This is a genomic window from Stenotrophomonas sp. SMYL89 (genome assembly GCF_036319985.1).
GTDB lineage: Bacteria > Pseudomonadota > Gammaproteobacteria > Xanthomonadales > Xanthomonadaceae > Stenotrophomonas > Stenotrophomonas maltophilia_Q.
Map to the genome: position 1 here is coordinate 1 of NZ_JAWIRW010000029.1, position 21,846 is coordinate 21,846.

Genomic DNA, 21,846 nt, shown 5'->3' on the forward strand with positions numbered 1-21,846 from the left:
CTCGGCTGCTTTTGATTCAAGCCGAGCGTGGGCTCGGCTCTACAGGTAGCGCAGTCGAGCATGGCTCGACGCTACAAGGCAGGCGTCACCGCTCCGCCAGCCACCCGATCACGCCTTCAGCAGCACGCAGGCCACTGGCGTAGCACGCGGTCAACAGGTAGCCGCCGGTGGGGGCTTCCCAGTCCAGCATCTCGCCGGCGCAGAACACGCCGGGCACTGCCCGCAGCATCAGGCCGTCATCCATCGCATCCAGGCGCACGCCACCGGCGGTGCTGATCACTTCGGCCATCGGCCTTGGCCGCAGCAGGCGCAGCGGCAGGTGCTTGAGCGTGGCAGCCACGGCCGGTAGATCGTTGCCGGCCTCCTTGCCAAGACTCTCGAACACCAGTGCGGCCTTCACCGCATCCAGGCCCGCCTGGCGGCGCAGGTGTTCGCCGAAGCTGCGGCCCTTGCGCGGACGCGACAGGTCGGCCAGCAGGCGCGCTTCGTCGCGGCCGGGCACCAGGTCCAGCCACAGCATGGCGTGGCCATCGCGGTTGATGGTCTCGCGCAGGTCCGCTGCCAGCGCATAGACCAGGCTGCCTTCGATGCCGTACTCGCTGACCACGCATTCGCCCTGCAGCGACTGTGGCTGTCCGGCCAGGTCGATCCAGTGTGCAACTACCGGCTTCAACGGTGCACCGGCATTGCGCTGGGCGAAGAACGGGGTCCAGTCCACGTCGAAGCCGCAGTTGGCTGACTGCAGTGGCGCGATGTCCACGCCACACGCCTGCAGTGGCGCAACCCAGGCGCCGTCGCTGCCCAGCTGCGGCCAACTGCCGCCGCCCATCGCCAGTACCGTGGCATCGGGGTGCACATCGATTTCCCCCGCCTCGGTGGCAAAGCGCAGGGCGCCGTCGTCGCTCCAGCCGATCCAACGGTGGTTGGCATGCAGGCGCACACCCTGATCCTTCAACCGGCGCACCCAGCCGCGCAGCAGCGGCGCTGCCTTGCGGTCGACCGGGAACACCCGGCCAGAGCTGCCCACGTAGGTCTCCACGCCGAAGCCGGCGGCCCAGTCGCGCAATGCCTGCGCGTCGAAGCCATCCAGCCAGCTGCCGACCACGGCGGCCTGCTCGCGGTAGCGGCTGTCGAACAACGGCCGCGGATCGGAATGGGTGAGGTTGAGCCCGCCCTTGCCGGCGATCAGGAACTTGCGGCCGGGTGACCCCTTGGCCTCGTACAGGTCGACCTCCAGCCCAGCGGTGCGCAGGCGCTCGGCGGCGAACAGGCCGGCCGGGCCGCCGCCGATGACGGCGACCCGCTGGGGCAGTGCGGTATTACGGTTTGACATCGAGCAGCTCGACGTCGAACACCAGCGACGAGCCGGCCGGGATCGGGCCGACGCGGCGGTCGCCGTAGCCGTAGTCCGGCGGGATCATCAGGGTGCGCTTGCCGCCTACCTTCATGCCGGCCACGCCCTCATCCCAGCCGCGGATGACCTGACCTGCGCCCAGCGCGAACGTGAACGGTTCGCCACGGCTGACCGAGCTGTCGAAGGTCTTGCCGTGCTTGGTTTCGGTGCGGTTGTCGTAGATCCAGCCGGTGTAGTGCACGGTCACCTTGCTGCCGGAGACGGCTTCGGCGCCGGTGCCGGGCACAGTATCGATGCGCTCGAAGGTGGTCAGAGTGCCCCCGGGCGGCGGGCCGGACGGTTCGGTCGTGCAGCCAGCGGCGGCGAGGGACAGCAGCAGGGGAAGCAGCAGGCGGCGCATCAGGCGTCTCCGGAAGGGCGCAGGGCGAGGGCGGCAAGGGTAGCGCATCGGCGCCGGGTATCATGGGTACATGGCAAAACTCCTGCTCAATCTGCGCAATGTCGGTGACGACGAATATGCCGATGTCTGCACGCTGCTCGACCAGCACGGCATCGCCTGGTATCGCACCGAACCCAGCCCGTGGGGCATTTCCAATGGCGGCCTGTGGCTGCGCGAGGACGCTGATCATCCGCGCGCGAAGGCGCTGATGGCCGAGTACCAGGCCGAGCGCGGTCCTCGTATCCGCGCTGAGCGTGAGCAGGCATTGCGTGATGGCACCGCCGAGACCTTCGGCAGCCTGTTCCGGCGACGGCCGGTCTATGTGGTGCTGGTGCTGCTGGGGATGGTGGGTGCAGCGGCGCTGGTGCTGCTGCCGTTCGTGCTGTTGCGGGGGTAAGGGGTTTCGGCCGGGTTGCACCCGGCACCCGCAGACGCAACCGCAACGTCAAAAGCTGGTTTCCGTGGGATGGCGTGGCGGTGTGGACAGGCGGGACACGCCGTGAACCCGTCCGTGGGGGCTCGATGGCGCCATCCATGGCGCCAACGGTCCCGCCTGCCCACACCGCCACGCCTCTGACAGTTCCCCGCGGCTGTTGGTAGGTGTCGACCTTGGTCGACACAGCAGATCCACGCCATGCGTGGATGAACGTGAAAATCTGACCCTTTGGCTGTCTGGCGCTAAAATGGCGGGATGATCGCCAATACCGCTGCCTACCATTTCGCCGTCATCGACGCCCCCCAGGCCCTGTGCGACCAGCTGCTGGCGCGTGCCGAGGCGGCGGAGCTGCGCGGCACGATCCTGGTGGCGGGCGAGGGGTTGAACCTGTTCCTGGCCGGCGCGCCGCAGGCCATCGAGGGCTTCTATGCGGCGCTGCATGCCGATGCGCGTTTCGCCGACATGCGGGTCAAGACCAGCCTGAGCGAGCACCAGCCGTTCGCGCGGCTGAAGGCCAAGGTGAAGGACGAGATCATCAGCTTCCGCCGCGATGATGGCCAGCCGCTGGACTATCCGCGTGCGCCGGCGGTCGATCCGGCCACGGTGCAGCGGTGGCTGCGCCAGGGGCATGACGACGCCGGCAAGCCGGTGGTGATGCTCGACACGCGCAATCTGCAGGAGGTGGAGTACGGCACCTTCAAGGACGCGCTGGTGCTGCCCATCCACAAGTTCACCGACCTGCCCGGGGCGCTGGCGCCGCACCGCGAGGCGCTGAAGGACAGCACCGTGGTCAGTTTCTGCACCGGTGGCATCCGCTGCGAGAAGGCCGCGCTGTGGATGGTCAACGACGGCATGGACAATGTGCTGCAGCTCGACGGCGGCATCCTCGGTTACTTCGAGGCAGTGGGCGGCGAAGGCTACGAGGGGCGTTGCTTCGTGTTCGATGAGCGCGTGGCGCTGGATGCAGAATTGAAGCCGATGGTCGATCAGCCGCTGCCGGAGCCGCGCCCGAGCGCGTTCTGACCGTGCTTCCGTAGAGCCGAGCCCATGCTCGGCTGCTGTTGGTCGACGAATGGCAGCCGAGCACGGGCTCGGCTCTACACGATCCGGCGGGCGATGAACCGGCCACACGGGAATCAGCATCCCGCCACCGTCACTGGCCGTTGCGCACGGCCGACCCCATGCATGGGGAATCCTGTGACGGAAAACCGCCTGATGATCCCGTTGTCGATCCTTGACCTGGCCCCGGTCTGCGAGGGCAGTGACACCACCGCCGCCTTCGCCAACATGCTGGAACTGGCCCAGCACGCCGATGCACTGGGCTATCGCCGCTACTGGCTGGCCGAACACCACAACATGCCCGGCATCGCCAGTGCGGCCACCGCCGTGCTGATCGGCCATGTGGCCGGGGGCACGAAGCGCATCCGCGTCGGTGCCGGCGGCATCATGCTGCCCAACCATGCGCCGCTGCAGGTGGCCGAGCAGTTCGGCACGCTGGCCTCGCTGTATCCGGACCGCATCGACCTCGGCCTGGGTCGCGCACCCGGCACCGATCAGCCGACCGCGCGTGCACTGCGCCGCTACTTCGACAGCGCCGATCAGTTCCCGCAGGACGTTCGCGAACTGCTGCACTACTTCGAACCGGTAGAGCCCGGGCAGGCAGTGCAGGCGGTTCCGGGTGGGGGGCTGCGGGTGCCGACCTGGATCCTCGGTTCGAGCCTGTTCGGCGCGCGCATGGCCGCCTCGATGGGCCTGCCGTACGCGTTCGCCTCGCACTTCGCGCCCGACGTGATGGACGAAGCGCTGGCGGTGTACCGCCGCGAGTTCCGCCCCTCGGCCACGCTGAAACAGCCGCACGCGATGCTGGCCTTGAACGTTGTCGCCAGCGACAGCGAAGCCGAATCGCGGCGTTTGTTCACCAGCCAGCAGCAGAGTTTCGTCAACCTTCGCCGCGGCCGTCCTGGCAAGATTCCGGCACCGATCGACGACATCGAGTCCTTCTGGGAACCGCATGAAAAGCTGGGCGTGGAGCGGGCATTGGCCTGCACCGTACTGGGTGATCCGCAGCAGGTGGCCGAGGGCATCGCCGCCTTCGTCGAACGGCACAAGCCCGACGAACTGATGCTCACCGCCAATCTGTACGACCACCGCGCTCGCCTGCGTTCGTTCGAACTGGCGATGCACGCCTGGCATGCCCGCCACGCGGGCTGAACAATTGCGTCACGGCCTGTTGCGGCCGAACCGCGTCTGATGGGGCCTCCTACTTCTGGAGTCCCCACCATGGCCGAGACCCGCGCCGAACACATTGCCCAGCTGGCCGAACTGATCAAGGACGTGGAGGTGGCGATGTTCACCACCACCGGCGTCGACGGGCGACTCTACAGCCGGCCGCTGGCCACCCAGCAGGTCGCCTTCGACGGTGACCTTTGGTTCGTGATCACCGGCGACAGCCCGAAGGTGGCCGAGATCGCGCTCGATCCGCGGGTCAACGTGGCCTACGCCTCTCCATCGAAGAACACCTACGTGTCGGTGGCGGGGCGCGCGCGCGTGGTCGACGATCGCGCGAAGATCGAGGAGCTGTGGTCACCGGCGATGAAGCTGTTCTTCCCCGGTGGCAAGGATGACCCCAACCTGCGCCTGATCCATGTGCGCGCCGACAGTGCTGAATACTGGGATGGTCCGGGCACGCTGCTGGGCAAGGCGCTGACCTTCGTGCTGTCGGCGGTGCAGGACGAGCCGGCGGCGTTGGCCGACAACGGTTTCATTGATCTGCGCTGAGGGCACGCCCCATCCACGCATGGTGTGGATCTACTGAATCCAGATACCCGCATCCCCCCGGTAGATCCACGCCATGCGTGGATGGGGTGTGCCCGGTGAATTCCGGCTTTCAGAACCAGCGCTGGAACAGATCGACGGTATAACCCACCAGCTGCCCCGAACTGAAGCCGAAGAAGGCGATCGCCGCCAGCGCCGCGATCCAGTTGAACAGCATCAGCGCACCATCGCGTTCCAGCAGCGCCAGCGAGAACAGCAGCAACTGGAAGCCGAACAGGAAGTTGGTGAAGGGAATCGGCAGCGACAGCAGGATGCCCAGCAGCACCAGCAGCAGGCCGGTGAAGGCATGCGCCGGCAGCGGTGTCAGCAGCTGGGGCAGTCGCGGCTTCAGCATCTTGTCCAGGCGCCGCAGCGGGCGATCGATACGGTCGAGGAAGCGGTGCATGGTGCCGCGCTTCGGCCCGCGCCGGGCAATGAAACCGGGCAACCAGGGGCGGCGCAGGCAGCACAGCATCTGCAGCCCGATCAGGACCACCAGTGGACCGCTGACCGCGCCGCCCATGCCCGGAATCGGAATGAACGAGGGCAGGATCGCTACGAACAGGAATACGCCGAACGCGCTCTGCTGCAGGTTGCACAGGATCTGGCCAAGCGGCATGTGTTCGGCCGGATCACCGGAGGCGAACATCTCCAGCAGGGTGCGGATGCCCTCGTTGCGGTAGGCCGGGCGCTCGATGCCCGGACCCTGGCCGGCCTCAGGCGGTGAGCTCATCGGCCTGCTCGTCGGACAGCGTGCGCAGCAGCAGCTTATCCACCCGCGCACCATCCAGGTCGACCACCTCGAAGCGCCAGCCGGCCCAGTCGAAGTACTCGCCCGCGTGCGGAATGCGGCCGAAGTAGTGGATGCACATGCCGGCCAGCGTGTAGTAGTCGCCATCCTCGGCATCGGGCAGGTCGTTGCTGCCGATCAGTTCACGCACGTCTTCGATCGGCAGCGAGCCGTCGACCAGCAGCGAGCCGTCCTCGCGGGTCACCACCAGCGCATCCTCGTCGGCGTTCTCCACCGCCTGCAGGCGGCCGACCACCGCGCCCATCAGGTCGCTGATGGTCACCAGGCCCTGGATCTCGCCGTACTCGTCCACCACCAGTGCCATCGACTGCTGTTCCTCGCGGAAGATTTCCAGCAGCTTCATCGCATGGGTCGATTCGGAGACGTACAGGGGCTCGCGCAGGGTCTGGAACAGCGCGTTGTCGCCGCGCGCCATGCGCGTGGCCAGCGATTTCAGCTCCAGCACGCCGACCACGTCCATGTCGTTGTCGCGGTACACCGGGTACCGCGAGAACTCGTGCTCGGCCATGATTTCCAGGTTGCGTTCCAGCCCGGCCTGGGTATCCAGCCACGCAATGCGGTTGCGCGGGGTCATCAGGCTGTCGGCGGTGCGGTCGCCCAGGCGCATGACGCGGTTCATCATGTCGCGCTCGTGGGCATCGATCACGCCCGCCTCGTGGCTCTCGGCCACCAGCATGCGGATCTCTTCTTCGGTCACCGAGGCGACTTCATCCTTGCCCAGGCCGAACAGTCGCAGGACCAGCTGGGTGGTCTTGGACAGCAGCCAGACGAAGGGCAGGGCCAGCTTGGCCAGCCAGCTCATCGGCATCGCCACCAGGCCGGCAATGGCCTCCGAACGGGTCAGTGCCAGGCGCTTGGGTACCAGTTCGCCGAAGATCAGCGTGATGAAGGTGATCAGGCTGACCGCCAGCGCCGTGCCGATGTTGCCGGCGTAGGCGAAGCCCGGCATCAGGCCCTGGATCCAGCCGGCGAAGGCCTCGCCCAGTGCTTCACCACCGAGGTAGCCGGTCAGCACGCCGATCACGGTGATGCCGATCTGCACGGTGGACAGGAAGCTCTCCGGCTTCTCCGACAGCTCCAGCGCCTTGGCGGCGCGCTTGGAGGTGGCGGCCATCTGCTTCAGGCGGCTCTTGCGCGAGGTCATGACCGACATCTCGGACATGGCGAAGAAGCCGTTCAACAGAACAAGCGCGAAGACAATCAGGATCATTTCAAACACGGGCGTCGTCCCCGGTTGGTGGCAGGGAGGGCGGGTGCTTGCGATGGCGGCAGGCGCTCAGGAATGGGGTCCGGCGCGGCGCTGGGGGATAAGGGTCGTCGTCCATAAGGTGCGCCCGAAGGCGCGCTGGCATCTTAGCAAAGGGGCGTGGCAGGGTGGCAACCGCCTGTTCAGGTTGGGGGTTCAACGCCCTTGAAAGGGGGCGGGGATACCCGAGATGGTCATCTAGCCGTCATAATTCCGTCTGGTGCCGTCCTTCCCGCGACGGCTGACAGGTTTCTCAATGTTCTCTCTGCAGACCATTTTCGGTTCCGGCAAACAGTTCTACACCCTGCTCGATGAGGCCGCCGTCGCGGCGTCCGACGCCGCCAAGGCGCTGCATTCCATGCTGCGCGAGGCCGACCGCCAGCCCGCGCTGGACGCTTTCAAGCTGGCCCGCCTGCGCGAACGCGCGGCCTCGGACAAGATCAGCCAGGCGCTGGTGGACAGCTTCATGACCCCGATCGAGCGCGAAGACATCGAAGCGCTGGGTTCGGCCCTGTACAAGATTCCGAAGCAGATCGAGAAGTTCGCCGATCGCTATTCGCTGGCCACGACCCACCTGGAACACATCGACTTCGCGCCGCGCGCGGCGATGCTGGAACAGGCTGCCGGCGTGGTGGTGGAGATGGTGGCCGACCTGCGCCACATGAACCTGGACCGGATGACCGCGCTGAACGAGAAGCTGCGCTCGCTGGAGAACGAGGCCGACCGCCTGATGCTCGAGCTGTACCGCGACATCTATTCCGGTCGCCTGGACAACCTGCAGATGTTCCTGCTGAAGGAATTCTTCGAGATCCTGGAAAAGGCCATCGACCGTTGCCGCGAGGCCGGCGTGGTGGCGTACCAGATCGTGTTGAAGAACAGCTGACGGACGCCGCCGCATGTTGACCCTTGTCCTGGTGGTGATCCTGGCCGCGCTCGTCTTCGAGTTCATCAACGGCTTCCACGACACCGCCAACTCCATTGCCACCGTGGTGGCGACCAAGGTGCTCTCGCCCGGCTGGGCGGTGATGCTGGCCGCCTTCATGAACCTGATCGGTGCGCTGACCGGTACGGCCGTCGCATTGACGATCGCCTCCGGCCTGCTCAACACCAACGTCGTCGATGTCACCCCGCAGGTGATCCTGTGCGCGCTGCTCGGCGGCATCATCTGGAATCTGATCACCTGGTGGAAGGGCCTGCCGTCCTCGTCCTCGCACGCGCTGATCGGTGGCCTCTGCGGCGCCGGCCTGGCCGCGGCCCATAACAACTGGGACGCGCTGATCTGGTCCGAGCGTCTGGGCAGCTGGGCCCAGAACAAGGGCCTGCTGTGGAAGGTGTTCGTGCCGATGATCACCTCGCCGATCGCCGGTTTCCTGCTCGGCATCGTGGTGATGGTGCTGCTGTGGGGCCTGATCGCCGGCCTGGCCAAGATCGGTGGCGCCATCGGTCGCCTGGCCCGTCCGCGCATCGTCAATGCGTTCTTCGGCAAGGCCCAGATCGCCTCGGCGGCCTACATGGGCTTCGCCCACGGTCACAACGACGCGCAGAAGACCATGGGCATCATCGCCATGACCCTGATCGGTGCCGAAGCCACCGGCGCATTGAACGACCTGCCGTCCTGGCTTGCCTTCATGCACCCGGACGCGCATGCCGGTGACGGCATCGCGATGTGGATCGTGCTGACCTGTGCGGTGGTGATGGCCGCCGGTACCGCCTCGGGCGGCTGGAAGATCATCAAGACCCTGGGCCACAAGATGGTCAAGCTGCACCCGATCCACGGCTTCGCCGCGGAGACCAGCTCGGCCACCATCCTGACCCTGGCCGCCCACTTCGGCATGCCGGTCTCGACCACGCACAGCATCTCCACCGCGATCATGGGCGTCGGCTTCGCCAAGAACCCGCGCTCGCTGAAGTTCGGCGTGATCGAACGCATCGTCTGGGCCTGGATCCTGACCATCCCGGCGGCAGGCGGCTGTGCGTACCTGATCCTGAAGCTGTTCGAGCTGTTCGGCTGGACCTGATCGCCACGCCAAGGTTGCAAACGAAAAAGCCCGCCGATATCCGGCGGGCTTTTTCATGGGCAAAGAATTTTTCCGCACACATCGTGTCGACCAAGGTCGACACCTACCAGAGCAGAAGCAGGGATCCGATCCCGTGCCGACCAACGGTCGGCACCCACCAACAGCAGCAGGAACCTGTCAGCGGCGGGGTGGGGTGGATATGCAGGACCGTTGGCGCCATGGATGGCGCCATCGAGCCCCCATGGACGGGTTTACGGCGTGTCCTGCATATCCACCCCACCTCGCCAGCCCTCAGGAAGCCAGCTTTTGCCGTTGCCGTTGCCGTCAGCGGGTGCCGGGCCGCAGGCCCGGCCGCCCCCCTCAATTGCGCTGGAACAGCGCCCGCACATCCTTCCGGAACGCCGCCTGGCTGTCCGCCCGGCTGTAGAACATGTGCCCACCCGGATAACTACGCACCTGCACCCGGTCCGGGTTGCTGCCCATCGTCGGCATCTGGTCCACCGTCAGGATCGAACCCATGAACGGGCACGACAGGTCATTCCAGCCGTGCACGATCAGCACCTGCAGATGCGGGTCGATCGCCACCGCCTGGCGCAGCTGGGTCACCGCGCCCTGGCGCAGATCGCCATTGCGGTCCCACAGCCGGTTCACGTCGTAGTTCAGCGCCTGGTAGCGCGCATCCACCTTCCAGCCGACCACGCGCGTCACGAAGTCGACCATCGCCGTGGTGGTCGGCGCGATGATGCTGTCCAGCAGAGGATCGTTGGCACGCTGCTCCGGATCGTTCGGGAACGGATCGAACGCGGTCACGTTGGAATCGTAGCGGCTGCCCAGCGTGCCCTTGTCGCGGAACACTTCGCGCAGGTAGGCCTGGGTTTCCAGACGGCCGCCAGCACGGCGCACGAACTGCGGGTCAAGCCCGGTCAGCTCGGTCACCCGGCGCAGCATCGCCTCGGTCGCCTGCGGGTCGCTGCGGCCCTTCATCAGCGCGGTGGCGTAGTCGCCGCGGGTGTACTCGACCACCTCGCGCATCGCCGCGTCGGTCAGCCTGCCCTGGCGCTCCAGGTGCGCGGCCGCGATCGACGGCAGCGTCTGCATCCATGCCATCGGCGAGACGTCGGCGTTGTCTTCCAGCGTCGGGCTAAGGTACGGCGATACCAGCACCAGGCCGTTCATCGCCACGCCCAGCCGGGTCTGCAGGAAGTGGGTGATGCGTGGGCCGCGATAACCGCCGTAGCTCTCGCCGGTCAGGTACTTGCGTGACGCCATGCGTTGGTTGCGCAGCAGCCAGTCGTAGATCGAGCGCGACAGGTACTCGATGTCGGCACTGGGGTTGTACAGCTGCTTCTTCGCCTCGTCATCGCCGATGCGCGCGCGGCTGAAACCGGTGCCGACCGGATCGATGAACACCAGGTCGGTGAAATCCAGCCAGGTACCCGGGTTGTCATGCAGGGTGGCCGGCGCCGAGGCGCTGTCGCCCTCCGAACCGAAGGTGACCACCTTGGGCCCGATCGCGCCCATGTTGAGGTAGACCGACGAGGCACCGGGGCCGCCGTTGAGCGCGAAGGTCACCGGCCGGTCCTTGCCCGGCATCGTGTAGGCGGTGAACACCACATCGGCGATCACCTTGCCCTTGTCATCGCGCACCGGCAGGGTGCCGACCGTGGCGGTGTAATCGAGGCTGCGCCCGGCCAGGCGCATGCTCTGGCGGACCGAGGCATCGGCCGGCAGTGCGGGCGCTTCGCTCTTGTCATCCTTCTGGTCGGGTTTGGCGTCGGCCGGTGCGGCCAGCACGCTGGCAGGGGCGATGAGCAGGCCGACGCAGAGCGCGGCAGTGTGCAGCAGGGACTTCATGGCACCGTATCGGCAACGGAAGGGGGTTCCGATGCTATGCCGGTGGGTGCCGCACCGGATGTGTCCAAAGGCATGCCTGGGCGCTGGCCGGTTGCGGCCAGATTGGGTCAAGCGGGCAGGGCGGTTGCCGCTTCGTCGTTGGCCAACAGGCCGTAGACGGCCGAGTCCGAAAGCTCACCCTGGATGCGCCAGCGCTGGCGCAGCACCCCCTCGCGGTGGAAGCCCAGGCGGTCAAGCACATGTGCCGAGGGTACGTTGCGTGGATCGATCTCGGCTTCGATACGGTGCAGGTGCAGGGTGCGGAACAGATAGCCCAGCATCTGCTGCAGGGCCTCATGCATGTATCCCTGGCCCTGGCGGTCGGGCGCCAACAGATAGCCGATCTCGGCCCGCATGGCCTCGCGATCAATGGCGAACGCAACGCAGATGCCCAGTAGTGGGCCGTTGGGCGATTCGCGCACGGCCAGCTTCAACTGGGTACCGATGGCGTGCGCGGCAAGATCGTCGTCGATCTGTTCGCGGGCTTCGGCCGGACGCGTCCAGGCCGGGTGGTTCCACCAGCGCATCACGTCCGGATTGGACTGCAGCGTGAACAGCGCGGCCGCGTCGTCACGGCGGATCGGGCTCAGCACCAGCCGCGGGCTGTGCAGCGGCAGGGCGGGGAACAGCAACGAGTGGCTGGCCAATACGATGGTCCACACGGGTGGACGCGCATTATGGCGCCGTAGGGTTTGCCGATGGCGGCGGGATGGCTCCGGAGCGGATGGGGTCGGAGCCCTTTCCGCAGGAAGGGGCTCCGACCCGGTTGGCGGCAGTGGGGTCAGAGCCGTTTCCTGTCAGGAAACGGATCTGACCCCGCGGCGGCATCAGACTTCCAGCGAGGCCAGGTCGCCCTTCGACTCCAGCCAGCCCTTGCGGTCGGAGGCGCGCTTCTTGGCCAGCAGCATGTCCATCAGCGAACTTGTCTGTTCGCGATCGTCCACGGTCAGCTGCACCAGCCGGCGCGTATCCGGGTGGATGGTGGATTCACGCAGCTGCGGCGGGTTCATCTCGCCCAGGCCCTTGAAGCGGGTCACGTTGATGGCGCCCTTGATCTTCTCGCGTTCGATCTTGTCCAGCATCGAGCGCTTTTCCTCTTCGTCCAGGGCGTAGAACACCTGCTTGCCCACGTCGATGCGGAACAGCGGCGGCATCGCCACGAACACGTGGCCGGCATCGACCAGCGCCGGGAAGTGCTTCAGGAACAGTGCGGTCAGCAGCGTTGCGATGTGCAGGCCGTCGGAGTCCGCGTCGGCCAGGATGATGACCTTGCCGTAGCGCAGGCCGCTGATGTCATCCTTGCCCGGGTCGCAGCCGATGGCGATGGCCAGGTTGTGTACTTCTTCCGAGGCCAGCACGCTGTTGGACGAGACTTCCCAGGTGTTCAGGATCTTGCCGCGCAACGGCATGATGGCCTGGAAGTCCTTGTCGCGGGCCTGCTTGGCGCTGCCGCCTGCCGAGTCACCTTCCACCAGGAACAGCTCGGTGCGCGACAGGTCCTGGCTGATGCAGTCGGCCAGCTTGCCGGGCAGGGCCGGGCCCTGGGTGACCTTCTTGCGGACGACCAGCTTCTCGGTCTTCAGGCGTGCGCTGGCACGCTCGATGGCGATCTGCGCGATCTTCTCGCCCAGCTCCACGTTCTGGTTCAACAGCAGGCTGAAGGCATCGTGGGCGGCGCCTTCAACGAAACCGGCTGCCTGGCGCGAGGACAGGCGTTCCTTGGTCTGGCCGCTGAACTGCGGGTCGGTCATCTTCAGCGACAGCACGAACGACACGCGGTCCCACACGTCTTCCGGGGCCAGCTTGACGCCACGCGGCAGCAGGTTGCGGAAGTCGCAGAACTCGCGCAGCGCCTCGGTCAGCCCGGTACGCAGGCCGTTGACGTGGGTGCCATGCTGGGCGGTGGGAATCAGGTTGACGTAGCTTTCCTGCACCAGTTCACCTTCCGGCAGCCAGGCCACGGCCCAGTCCACCACCTCGGTGTCCTTCTTCAGGTTGCCGACGAACAGGTCGGCCGGCAGCGATTCGCGCTCGCCCAGTTCCAGCTTCAGGTAATCGCGCAGGCCGTCTTCGTAGTACCAGGTGTCGACTTCGCCGGTGGCCTCGTCGGTCAGCTTGACGGTCAGGCCCGGGCACAGCACGGCCTTGGCGCGCAGCAGGTGCTTGAGCGCGCGCACCGCGAACTTCGGCGTATCGAAGTACTTCGGGTCCGGCCAGAAGCGCACGCGGGTACCGGTGTTCTTCTTGCCGACAGTGCCGACCACTTCCAGCGGGGTGGCGCGGTCGCCGTTGCGGAAGGTGATGCGGTGTTCGGCGCCTTCGCGCTTGATGTGCACTTCCACCAGGGTCGACAGCGCGTTGACCACGCTGACGCCGACGCCGTGCAGGCCGCCGGAGAAGGTGTAGTTGTTGTTGCTGAACTTGCCGCCCGCATGCAGGCGGGTGAGGATCAGCTCGACGCCCGGGATCTTCTCTTCCGGATGGATGTCCACCGGCATGCCGCGGCCGTCATCGCTGACCTCCACGCTGCCGTCCTTGTACAGGGTGATCTCGATCGAGCGGGCGTGGCCGGCGAGGGCCTCGTCCACCGAGTTGTCGATCACTTCCTGCGCCAGGTGGTTCGGGCGCGCGGTGTCGGTATACATGCCGGGACGGCGCTTGACCGGGTCAAGGCCGGACAGGACTTCAATATCGGCGGCGTTATAGCGGGCGTTCATCTATCTTCTAAAGCGCGGAGCGACGCGCAAGTGTGCGGTCTGTGCGCCGAATTTGCACGCCTGCGGTTCAGCCTCGGCGGCGGGGAGGGGGTAAAATGGCAGTCGCTGGAATCTGAACGCCGGCGACCCCCGTTGGGTCGAAACATCCAAGCCATACCGCGAGGAGGACCTCATGAAGAAGTTGCTGACCATTGCGATCCTGGCCGCTGCCGCCGTTGCAGTGCCGCTGGTGGTGGCGCAGAACGCCGGCCAGCCGGCCCCGCAGCAGGGTGACCAGGCCGACAAGGCGCAGGCCGAAGCCGATGCCAAGGCCAAGCGCCGCGCCCAGGCCAATGCCGAAATGAAGGCGCAGGGCCAGCCGGCCCCGCAGCAGGAAGAGGAAGAAGAGGCGAGGAAGAAGAAGTAATCCTTCCACCCTCCGAAGCCCTTGCCGCAAGGGATTCGCCCCCCGACGCCCCGCCCAGCGGGGCGTTTCTTTTGGGTGATGGCCGCAACTGCCTCTTGGGTTGGCGGCCATCAATCTGTAAACTATGGCTTTCCGGGAGTAAGTGCGTGTCCACCCTTTGCGAATGGGCTGGCACGACCATGCGTGGTCGCCAGCAATACGGGTCGCAGGTGACGGTCGATATGACCGGCACGGCCGCCCCGACCTCGCAGGGTGGTCCCCGTCCGGCGCCTGCCGCCGCACGGCCCAGCACCTCCCTCGCTGCCCCAGCGAACCGGAAAACCCCCTTCAAGCTCCATGCCCGCCCTCCGGGTGCGCGTGGTGCTGCCGTTTTCCATTTCCAGACAGGATGCTTGCAGCCATGACTCCCTTGATTTTCGTAACCGGCGGCGTGGTGTCCTCGCTCGGCAAAGGCATTGCCGCTGCGTCACTGGCCGCCATTCTCGAAGCCCGTGGCCTGAAGGTCACGATGATGAAGCTCGACCCGTACATCAACGTCGACCCGGGCACCATGAGCCCGTTCCAGCACGGTGAGGTCTACGTCACCGACGACGGCGCCGAGACCGACCTCGACCTGGGCCACTACGAGCGCTTCGTGCGCACCCGCCTGAGCCGCAAGAACTCGGTCACCACCGGCCGCATCTACGAGAACGTGATCCGCAAGGAGCGCCGCGGCGACTACCTGGGCGCGACCGTGCAGGTCATTCCGCACATCACCGACGAGATCCGCCGCTGCATCGATGAAGCCACCGAAGGCTACGACGTGGCCCTGGTCGAGATCGGCGGTACTGTCGGCGACATCGAGTCGCTGCCGTTCCTGGAAGCGATCCGCCAGGTGCGCACCGAGCGTGGCCCGGAGAAGGCGCTGTTCATGCACCTCACCCTGGTGCCGTACATTGGCGCCGCCGGTGAGCTGAAGACCAAGCCGACCCAGCATTCGGTGAAGGAGCTGCGCTCGATCGGCATCCAGCCGGACGTGCTGCTGTGCCGCTCCGAGCAGGCGGTGCCGGATTCTGAGCGACGCAAGATCGCCCAGTTCACCAACGTTTCCGAGCGTGCCGTCATCAGCGTGCCGGACGTGGACGTGCTGTACCGCATTCCGTCGGGCCTGCATGCGCAGGGCCTGGACGAGATCGTGGTCAACCAGCTGAAGCTGGCTGACAAGGCCGGTCCGGTCGACCTGTCGATGTGGGAAGACGCGGTCGATGCGACCCTGCACCCGCTGGACGAAGTGACCATCGCCGTGGTCGGCAAGTACGTCGACCACCAGGACGCCTACAAGTCGGTCGGCGAAGCCCTCAAGCACGGCGGCCTGCGCCAGCGCACCAAGGTCAACCTGAAGTGGCTGGAAGCGCAGGATCTGGAAGGCACCGACATGGCCGCACTGGCCGATGTCGACGGCATCCTGGTGCCGGGTGGCTTCGGTGACCGCGGCTTTGAAGGCAAGGTGCTGACCTCGAAGTTCGCCCGCGAGCAGCAGGTGCCGTACTTCGGCATCTGCTACGGCATGCAGGCGGCGGTGGTGGACTACGCCCGCAACGTGGTCGGCCTGGAAGGCGCCAACAGCACCGAGAACGATCGCCAGTCGCCGAACCCGGTGATCGGCCTGATCACCGAGTGGCGCACCGCCACCGGCGATGTCGAGAAGCGCGACGACAAGAGCGACCTTGGCGGCACCATGCGCCTGGGCCTGCAGGAACAGCGCTTGAAGCCGGGCACGCTGGCCCGCGAGCTGTACGGCAAGGACGTGGTCGCCGAGCGCCATCGCCACCGTTACGAGTTCAACAACCGCTACCGCACCCAGCTGGAAGATGCCGGCCTGGTGATCGCCGGCAAGTCGATGGATGACACCCTGGTGGAAGTGGTCGAGCTGCCGCGCGATGCGCACCCGTGGTTCCTGGCCTGCCAGGCGCACCCGGAATTCCTGTCCACGCCGCGTGACGGCCACCCGCTGTTCATCGGTTTCATCCGTGCCGCGCGCGAGCGCAAGGCCGGTGGCAAGCTGCTTTCCGAAGCGCGTGCCTGACTTGTGGATGGGGGCTTCGGCCCCCATCCTGCATGCTTCAACCCCCAGCGCACCGGCCCGTCCGGTGCTGCGGACAACAAGGAAACGCCATGAAACTGTGTGGATTCGAGGTCGGGCTGGACCAGCCCCTGTTCCTGATCGCTGGCCCCTGCGTGATCGAGTCGATGCAGCTGCAGCTCGATACCGCCGGCAAGCTGAAGGAGGTCACCGACAAGCTCGGCGTCAACTTCATCTTCAAGTCCAGCTTCGACAAGGCCAACCGCACCTCGGGCACCGCCTTCCGCGGCCCGGGCATGGAAGAGGGCCTGAAGGTCCTGGCCGAGGTCAAGAAGCAGATCGGCGTGCCGGTGCTGACCGACGTCCACGAATACACCCCGATGGACGAAGTGGCCTCGGTGGTGGATGTGCTGCAGACCCCCGCGTTCCTGGTCCGCCAGACCGACTTCATCCGCAAGGTGTGCTCGGCCGGCAAGCCGGTCAACATCAAGAAGGGCCAGTTCCTGGCGCCGTGGGACATGAAGCCGGTCGTTGAGAAGGCCAAGGCCACCGGCAATGAGCAGATCATGGTCTGCGAGCGGGGTGCCAGCTTTGGCTACAACAACCTGGTCAGCGACATGCGTTCGTTGGCGGTGATGCGCGATACCGGTTGCCCGGTGGTGTTCGACGCCACCCATTCGGTGCAGCTGCCGGGCGGGCAGGGCACCAGTTCCGGCGGCCAGCGCGAGCACGTGCCGGTGCTGGCCCGTGCCGCCGTGGCGGTGGGCATCTCCGGCCTGTTCGCCGAGACCCATCCGGATCCGTCCAAGGCACTGTCCGATGGCCCCAATGCGTGGCCGCTGGACCAGATGGAAGCGCTGCTCGAGACCCTGATGGAACTCGATGCGGTGACCAAGAAGCACGGCTTCTCGCGCTTCGCGTGAGTCGTGACCCGTGGCTGGCGCTGGAAGCCCAGCGCCGCCGCCGGCACTGGAAGCAGTGGCCCTGGGGCCTGATTGCACTGGGCCTTGCCGTGCTGTTCACCGTGGGCATGTTCGGCCTGGTGCTGATCGGCGCAGCGTCCGTGCGGCCGCCGGGTGATGGTGGCAGCGCGCTCAATCTGCGCGCGTACTTCATCGGGCTGATGGTCGCAGAGTTGGTAGCGGCCATGGGCTGCGCCGCTGCGGCCGTACTGGCCTGGCGCCTGAACCGTGGCAAGGTGGCCGCCGGCCTGGCGATCATCCTGCTGTCGCTGTGGTTCGGCGCCCTGTTCTACGGAGTGCTTTGATGAATACGACCACGTCGGCGCGCGGCTGGCCCTGGGGGCTGATCGCTCTGGGCCTGGCCTTGTTGACCTGGATGGCCCTTGTGGTGGGCGTGCTGGCCTTCACGGCCGGCTTCCGGCCGCCGGGGGACGGAAACAACGGCGTGCAGGCCACGCAATGGTGGATGCTGGGCGCGTTGGTCACGATGGTGCTGTCCTTCCTGGGCTGCCCGGTGGCGATGGTGCTGGCCTGGCGTCGGCAGCGTGGCCCCATCCTGGCGGCGATTGCCGGTGCATTGCTGGTGATGCTGGTATCGATGGTCCTGATCGTGATCGGGTCCAGCTGGGGCTGAAGCGGCCTGCGCCATTTGGCAAGTGGCGGGCAGCCGGGGATAATCACGCGGCATTCGTTTTGTCGCCCCCTCTCCAGACAGGTAACCGGCCCGACCATGAGTACGATCCGCAGCATCCACGCCCGTGAAATCCTCGACAGCCGTGGCAACCCCACGCTGGAAGCCGAAGTCATCCTGGAGGACGGTTCGTTCGGTCGTGCCGCGGTTCCCTCCGGCGCCTCGACCGGCACCAAGGAAGCGGTCGAGCTGCGTGACGGCGACAAGACCCGTTACCTGGGCAAGGGCGTGCGCAAGGCCGTCGACAACGTCAACACCACCATTGCCGCCGCGCTGAAGGGCTTCGAGGCCACCGACCAGGCCGGCCTCGACCGTCGCCTGATCGACCTCGACGGCACCGAGAACAAGGGCCGCCTGGGCGCCAACGCACTGCTGGGTGTTTCGATGGCCGCCGCGCATGCCGCCGCCGCATCGAGCAAGCAGGCACTGTGGCAGTACCTGGCCGCCAAGACCGGCGTGACCCCGTCGCTGCCGGTGCCGATGATGAACATCATCAACGGCGGTGCGCATGCCGACAACAACGTCGACTTCCAGGAGTTCATGGTGCTGCCGGTCGGCTTCACCTCGTTCTCCGAAGCGCTGCGCGCCGGTACCGAAATCTTCCATTCGCTGAAGTCGGTGCTGAAGGGCCACGGCCTGAGCACGGCGGTCGGCGACGAAGGCGGCTTCGCGCCGGACTTCCGCAGCAACGTCGAAGCGCTGGACACCATCCTCGAAGCGATCGGCAAGGCCGGCTACACCGCGGGTGAAGACGTGCTGCTGGGCCTGGACGTGGCGTCCAGCGAGTTCTTCGAGAACGGCAAGTACAACCTGGTCGGCGAGAACAAGCGCCTGACCTCCGAGCAGTTCGTCGACTTCCTCGCCGACTGGGCCGCGCAGTACCCGATCATCACGATCGAAGACGGTCTGGCCGAGAACGACTGGGGCGGCTGGAAGCTGCTGACCGACCGCATCGGCAAGAAGGTGCAGCTGGTCGGTGACGACCTGTTCGTGACCAACCCGAAGATCTTCCAGGAAGGCATCGACTCGGGCACCGCCAACGCGATCCTGATCAAGGTCAACCAGATCGGCACCCTGAGCGAAACCCTGGAAGCGATCGCCATGGCCGACCGCGCCGGCTATGCTGCCGTGGTCTCGCACCGTTCGGGCGAAACCGAAGACACCACCATCGCCGACATCGCCGTGGCCACCACCGCCACCCAGATCAAGACCGGCTCGCTGTGCCGCAGCGATCGCGTGGCCAAGTACAACCAGCTGCTGCGCATCGAGGAAGCCCTCGGTGCTGGCGCGCGTTACGCCGGTCGTGACGCGTTCGTTTCGCTGAAGCGCTGAACCCATGCGCGACTGGCGCTGGATGCTGCTGGTGCTGGCCCTGCTGCTGGGCTGGCTGCAGTACCGCTTCTGGTTCGGTCCGGGCAATTCGGGCGAAGTGATGATGCTCGAAGCCCAGGTCGCCAACCAGGAGCGGGACAATGAGGGCCTGCAGCAGCGCAATGATGCGCTGGCTGCGGAAGTGAAGGACCTCAAGGAAGGCCAGTCCGCCATCGAGGAACGCGCGCGCAGCGAGCTGGGCATGATCAAGCCTGGCGAAAAGTTCTACCGCGTGGTCGAGGATGCGCCGGTCCAACCGCCGCAACCTGCGGCAGGTGTCAGTGCGCAGGTCGGCGAACACCCGGCGGACGTGCCATGAGTGCGGCGATCTGGGTCGTGGTTCCGGCTGCCGGCCGTGGCACCCGCTTCGGCGCGCCGTTGCCCAAGCAGTACCTGCAGGCAGGTGGGCAGATCCTGCTTGCCCATACCCTGGACGCCCTGCTGGCGCACCCGGCCGTGGCCGGGGCGATGGTGGTGATCGGCCAGGACGATGCCGACTGGCCCGGCTGGAACGAATGGGTGGGCAAGCCGGTGTTGACCTGCATTGGTGGCGCGACCCGCGCCGCTTCGGTGCTGGCAGGCCTGCAGGCGCTGCCGGAAACGGTGCGCGCGGATGAGTTCGTACTGGTCCACGATGCCGCGCGGCCGAACCTGTCGCCGGCCGATCTCGGCCGCCTGCTTGAGGTCGGCCGTGCCGACCCGGTCGGCGCGATCCTGGCTGCCCCGGTGCGCGACACGCTCAAGCGTGCGGGTGACGACGGCGGCATCGATGGCACCGAGCCGCGCGAGCGCCTGTGGCGCGCGCTGACCCCGCAGTTGTTCCGTCGCCATCAACTCAGCCGCGCGTTGTCCGAAGCCGCGGCCGCCGGTGTCGACGTCACCGACGAGGCGATGGCCATGGAGCGCCAGGGCCAGCGCCCGCTGCTGGTGGAAGGCAGCGAGGACAACTTCAAGGTCACCACCCCGGCCGATCTGGACCGGTTCGAATTCGTACTTTCCCGCCGCGCCAGCTGATTGCCCGCGCGGCCCTGCTGCAAGGGTTGCATCCATGAGCACCGCACCGTTCCCGCCCGTCCGCATCGGCCAGGGCTATGACGTCCATGCCTTCGGCGAAGGCGATCACATCATGCTTGGCGGCGTGAACGTTCCACACAGCTGTGGCGTGCTTGCGCACAGCGACGGCGACGTGATCCTGCACGCCTTGTGCGATGCGATGCTCGGTGCGCTGGCGCTGGGTGACATCGGCCAGCATTTCCCGCCCAGTGACGACCGCTGGAAGGGCGCCGACAGCAGCGATTTCGTCCGCCATTGCGACACCCTGCTGCGCGAGCGCGGCTGGCGTGTCGGCAACACCGACATCACCGTGATCTGCGAGCGGCCCAAGGTCGGCCCGCATGCCCTGGCCATGCGTGAGCGCATCGGCGAGCTGCTGCAGTTGCCGCTGGATACGGTCAGCGTGAAGGCAACCACGTCGGAGAAGCTGGGTTTCACCGGGCGCGGTGAAGGCATTGCCGCACAGGCGGTCGTGTTGCTGGTGGCGGCATGATCCCGCTGCCGCTCGCGTTCGGTGCGCCGTTGTTGACGGCGCGCATCCGCACCACGCCGGAAGATTTCCAGGTCGACGAGCTGCCCGCCTTCGAGGCCACCGGCGAAGGCGAGCACCTGTTGCTGCACATCCGCAAGCGCGGTGCCAACACCGTGCATGTGGCCAAGCTGCTGGCCAAGTGGGCCGGCCTGCCGGAAATGGCGGTGAGCTACGCGGGCATGAAGGATCGCCACGCGGTCACTACCCAGCGTTTCAGCGTGCACCTGCCCAAGCGCGTTGCGCCGGACCTGGCCGAGCTGGCCGGTGACGAGATCGAAGTGATCGAGTCCACATGGCACAACCGCAAGCTGCAGCGTGGCGCACTGGCTGGCAACCGCTTCAAGCTGGTGCTGCGCGAGGTGCAGGGTGATGCCACTGCGATCAGCGAGCGCCTGCAGCAGATTGCCGGGCGCGGCCTGCCGAACTGGTTCGGTGAGCAGCGCTTCGGCCGCGACGGCGGCAACGTGCCGGCGGCACTGGCGATGTTCGGTGGCCGCCGCATGCGCAAGGACCAGCGTTCATTGCTGCTGTCGGCGGCCCGCTCGGCGCTGTTCAACCGTGTGCTGGCCGCGCGCGTGGAGCAGGGCAGCTGGGATCAGCCGCTGGACGGTGAAGTGTGGATGCTCGATGGCAGCCGCAGCGTGTTCGGACCCGAGCCGTACACCGACGTGCTGGCCGAGCGCCTGACGCGTTTCGACATCCATCCCAGCGCGCCGCTGTGGGGCGAAGGCGAGCTGCGCAGCACCGAAGCGGCACGCGAGCTGGAGCTGGCCGCGCTGGACGACGAGGAATCGAAGGCGCTGCGGGCCGGCCTGGAAGACGCGCGCCTGAAGCAGGAGCGCCGCGCGCTGCGCCTGCGCCCGGCGCTGCTGCAGCACCAGTGGCTGGCCGATGACGTGCTGGAGCTGTCGTTCGCATTGCCGCCCGGCTGCTACGCGACGGCCGTGCTGCACGAGCTCGGCCCCGTCGAAGACGCTTCGCAGGCCTGACCAGGGCGCGCGGTTTTCGCGCGCCGCTGGAAGAGCAGTCGACTGACAGTCG

23 protein-coding genes are annotated in these 21,846 nt (G+C 66.7%); 16 read left to right on the forward strand and 7 right to left on the reverse strand.

Features of this window, described 5'->3' with window-relative positions:
- Positions 1 to 85: 85 nt before the first annotated feature.
- Positions 86 to 1,333 (reverse strand): TIGR03862 family flavoprotein, encoded by a 1,248-nt coding sequence (locus V3B41_RS19770; RefSeq protein WP_197633724.1) that lies wholly within the window; start codon positions 1,331 to 1,333, stop codon positions 86 to 88.
- On the reverse strand, positions 1,320 to 1,754 hold the full coding sequence (locus tag V3B41_RS19775; RefSeq protein ID WP_049430655.1) for an FKBP-type peptidyl-prolyl cis-trans isomerase: 435 nt from the start codon (positions 1,752 to 1,754) through the stop codon (positions 1,320 to 1,322). Before V3B41_RS19775 ends, V3B41_RS19770 begins: the two co-directional genes overlap by 14 nt.
- Before the next feature lie 70 nt (positions 1,755 to 1,824).
- On the opposite strand from V3B41_RS19775, the gene V3B41_RS19780 reads away from it, so the two are divergent.
- The 4 genes from V3B41_RS19780 to V3B41_RS19795 all read left to right on the forward strand — a co-directional run bounded on the left by V3B41_RS19780 (position 1,825) and on the right by V3B41_RS19795 (position 5,007).
- Positions 1,825 to 2,190 (forward strand): DUF6164 family protein, encoded by a 366-nt coding sequence (locus V3B41_RS19780; protein ID WP_049430657.1) that lies wholly within the window; start codon positions 1,825 to 1,827, stop codon positions 2,188 to 2,190.
- A gap of 294 nt (positions 2,191 to 2,484) precedes the next feature.
- Entirely contained in the window at positions 2,485 to 3,252 is a 768-nt protein-coding gene (locus V3B41_RS19785) for a sulfurtransferase (RefSeq protein WP_197619680.1), read from the forward strand.
- Positions 3,253 to 3,444: 192 nt separating this feature from the next.
- Positions 3,445 to 4,440 carry an LLM class flavin-dependent oxidoreductase gene (locus tag V3B41_RS19790; protein WP_049428961.1) on the forward strand — a complete coding sequence of 332 codons (996 nt, stop codon included), beginning with the start codon at positions 3,445 to 3,447 and terminating at the stop codon, positions 4,438 to 4,440.
- A gap of 69 nt (positions 4,441 to 4,509) precedes the next feature.
- Positions 4,510 to 5,007, forward strand: a complete 498-nt coding sequence (locus V3B41_RS19795; RefSeq protein ID WP_049428962.1) for a pyridoxamine 5'-phosphate oxidase family protein — start codon at positions 4,510 to 4,512, stop codon at positions 5,005 to 5,007.
- A 109-nt stretch (positions 5,008 to 5,116) separates the two neighbouring features.
- Here the strand turns inward: V3B41_RS19795 and V3B41_RS19800 are convergent, their stop codons facing one another.
- On the reverse strand, positions 5,117 to 5,776 hold the full coding sequence (locus V3B41_RS19800) for an exopolysaccharide biosynthesis protein (protein WP_049428963.1): 660 nt from the start codon (positions 5,774 to 5,776) through the stop codon (positions 5,117 to 5,119).
- Positions 5,760 to 7,064, reverse strand: a complete 1,305-nt coding sequence (locus V3B41_RS19805; protein WP_005408992.1) for a hemolysin family protein — start codon at positions 7,062 to 7,064, stop codon at positions 5,760 to 5,762. The genes V3B41_RS19800 and V3B41_RS19805 overlap by 17 nt, the downstream gene beginning before the upstream one ends.
- Positions 7,065 to 7,356: 292 nt before the next feature.
- On the opposite strand from V3B41_RS19805, the gene V3B41_RS19810 reads away from it, so the two are divergent.
- On the forward strand, positions 7,357 to 7,983 hold the full coding sequence (locus V3B41_RS19810; RefSeq protein ID WP_004152833.1) for a DUF47 family protein: 627 nt from the start codon (positions 7,357 to 7,359) through the stop codon (positions 7,981 to 7,983).
- 13 nt (positions 7,984 to 7,996) lie between these two features.
- Positions 7,997 to 9,118 carry an inorganic phosphate transporter gene (locus V3B41_RS19815; RefSeq protein ID WP_006431323.1) on the forward strand — a complete coding sequence of 374 codons (1,122 nt, stop codon included), beginning with the start codon at positions 7,997 to 7,999 and terminating at the stop codon, positions 9,116 to 9,118.
- Between the two features lie 360 nt (positions 9,119 to 9,478).
- Here the strand turns inward: V3B41_RS19815 and V3B41_RS19820 are convergent, their stop codons facing one another.
- The 3 genes from V3B41_RS19820 to parE all read right to left on the reverse strand — a co-directional run bounded on the left by V3B41_RS19820 (position 9,479) and on the right by parE (position 13,728).
- Positions 9,479 to 10,972 carry a S10 family peptidase gene (locus V3B41_RS19820; RefSeq protein ID WP_049426669.1) on the reverse strand — a complete coding sequence of 498 codons (1,494 nt, stop codon included), beginning with the start codon at positions 10,970 to 10,972 and terminating at the stop codon, positions 9,479 to 9,481.
- 107 nt (positions 10,973 to 11,079) lie between these two features.
- Complete coding sequence (locus tag V3B41_RS19825) at positions 11,080 to 11,658, reverse strand: GNAT family protein (RefSeq protein ID WP_049426670.1); 579 nt, start codon at positions 11,656 to 11,658, stop codon at positions 11,080 to 11,082.
- Positions 11,659 to 11,838: 180 nt separating this feature from the next.
- A complete protein-coding gene (gene parE / locus V3B41_RS19830; RefSeq protein WP_049429545.1) occupies positions 11,839 to 13,728 on the reverse strand; it encodes a DNA topoisomerase IV subunit B in 1,890 nt (629 codons plus the stop codon).
- 172 nt (positions 13,729 to 13,900) lie between these two features.
- Here parE and V3B41_RS19835 point away from each other — a divergent pair, with 172 nt between their 5' ends.
- The 10 genes from V3B41_RS19835 (at position 13,901) to truD (ending at position 21,794) form a co-directional block, all read left to right on the forward strand.
- Positions 13,901 to 14,134: a hypothetical protein gene (locus V3B41_RS19835; protein ID WP_049429546.1), complete on the forward strand. Its 234-nt coding sequence runs from the start codon at positions 13,901 to 13,903 to the stop codon at positions 14,132 to 14,134.
- Positions 14,135 to 14,534: 400 nt separating this feature from the next.
- On the forward strand, positions 14,535 to 16,199 hold the full coding sequence (locus V3B41_RS19840) for a CTP synthase (protein WP_005408998.1): 1,665 nt from the start codon (positions 14,535 to 14,537) through the stop codon (positions 16,197 to 16,199).
- 89 nt (positions 16,200 to 16,288) lie between these two features.
- Complete coding sequence (gene kdsA, locus V3B41_RS19845; RefSeq protein WP_014036736.1) at positions 16,289 to 17,119, forward strand: 3-deoxy-8-phosphooctulonate synthase; 831 nt, start codon at positions 16,289 to 16,291, stop codon at positions 17,117 to 17,119.
- The gene (locus V3B41_RS19850; protein ID WP_049429548.1) at positions 17,116 to 17,463 is read left to right on the forward strand and encodes a hypothetical protein; all 348 of its coding nucleotides are present in this window, start codon (positions 17,116 to 17,118) and stop codon (positions 17,461 to 17,463) included. The genes kdsA and V3B41_RS19850 overlap by 4 nt, the downstream gene beginning before the upstream one ends.
- Positions 17,463 to 17,792, forward strand: coding sequence for a hypothetical protein (locus V3B41_RS19855; RefSeq protein ID WP_197620673.1), 330 nt, complete (start codon positions 17,463 to 17,465; stop codon positions 17,790 to 17,792). Before V3B41_RS19850 ends, V3B41_RS19855 begins: the two co-directional genes overlap by 1 nt.
- A gap of 96 nt (positions 17,793 to 17,888) precedes the next feature.
- Entirely contained in the window at positions 17,889 to 19,181 is a 1,293-nt protein-coding gene (eno, locus tag V3B41_RS19860; protein ID WP_049429549.1) for a phosphopyruvate hydratase, read from the forward strand.
- A gap of 4 nt (positions 19,182 to 19,185) precedes the next feature.
- Complete coding sequence (gene ftsB, locus V3B41_RS19865) at positions 19,186 to 19,539, forward strand: cell division protein FtsB (protein ID WP_100443622.1); 354 nt, start codon at positions 19,186 to 19,188, stop codon at positions 19,537 to 19,539.
- On the forward strand, positions 19,536 to 20,234 hold the full coding sequence (gene ispD / locus V3B41_RS19870) for a 2-C-methyl-D-erythritol 4-phosphate cytidylyltransferase (protein WP_049429579.1): 699 nt from the start codon (positions 19,536 to 19,538) through the stop codon (positions 20,232 to 20,234). The genes ftsB and ispD overlap by 4 nt, the downstream gene beginning before the upstream one ends.
- Positions 20,235 to 20,268: 34 nt before the next feature.
- Positions 20,269 to 20,766 carry a 2-C-methyl-D-erythritol 2,4-cyclodiphosphate synthase gene (gene ispF / locus V3B41_RS19875; RefSeq protein ID WP_049429578.1) on the forward strand — a complete coding sequence of 166 codons (498 nt, stop codon included), beginning with the start codon at positions 20,269 to 20,271 and terminating at the stop codon, positions 20,764 to 20,766.
- Entirely contained in the window at positions 20,763 to 21,794 is a 1,032-nt protein-coding gene (gene truD, locus V3B41_RS19880) for a tRNA pseudouridine(13) synthase TruD (protein ID WP_049429577.1), read from the forward strand. The genes ispF and truD overlap by 4 nt, the downstream gene beginning before the upstream one ends.
- Positions 21,795 to 21,846: the final 52 nt, after the last annotated feature.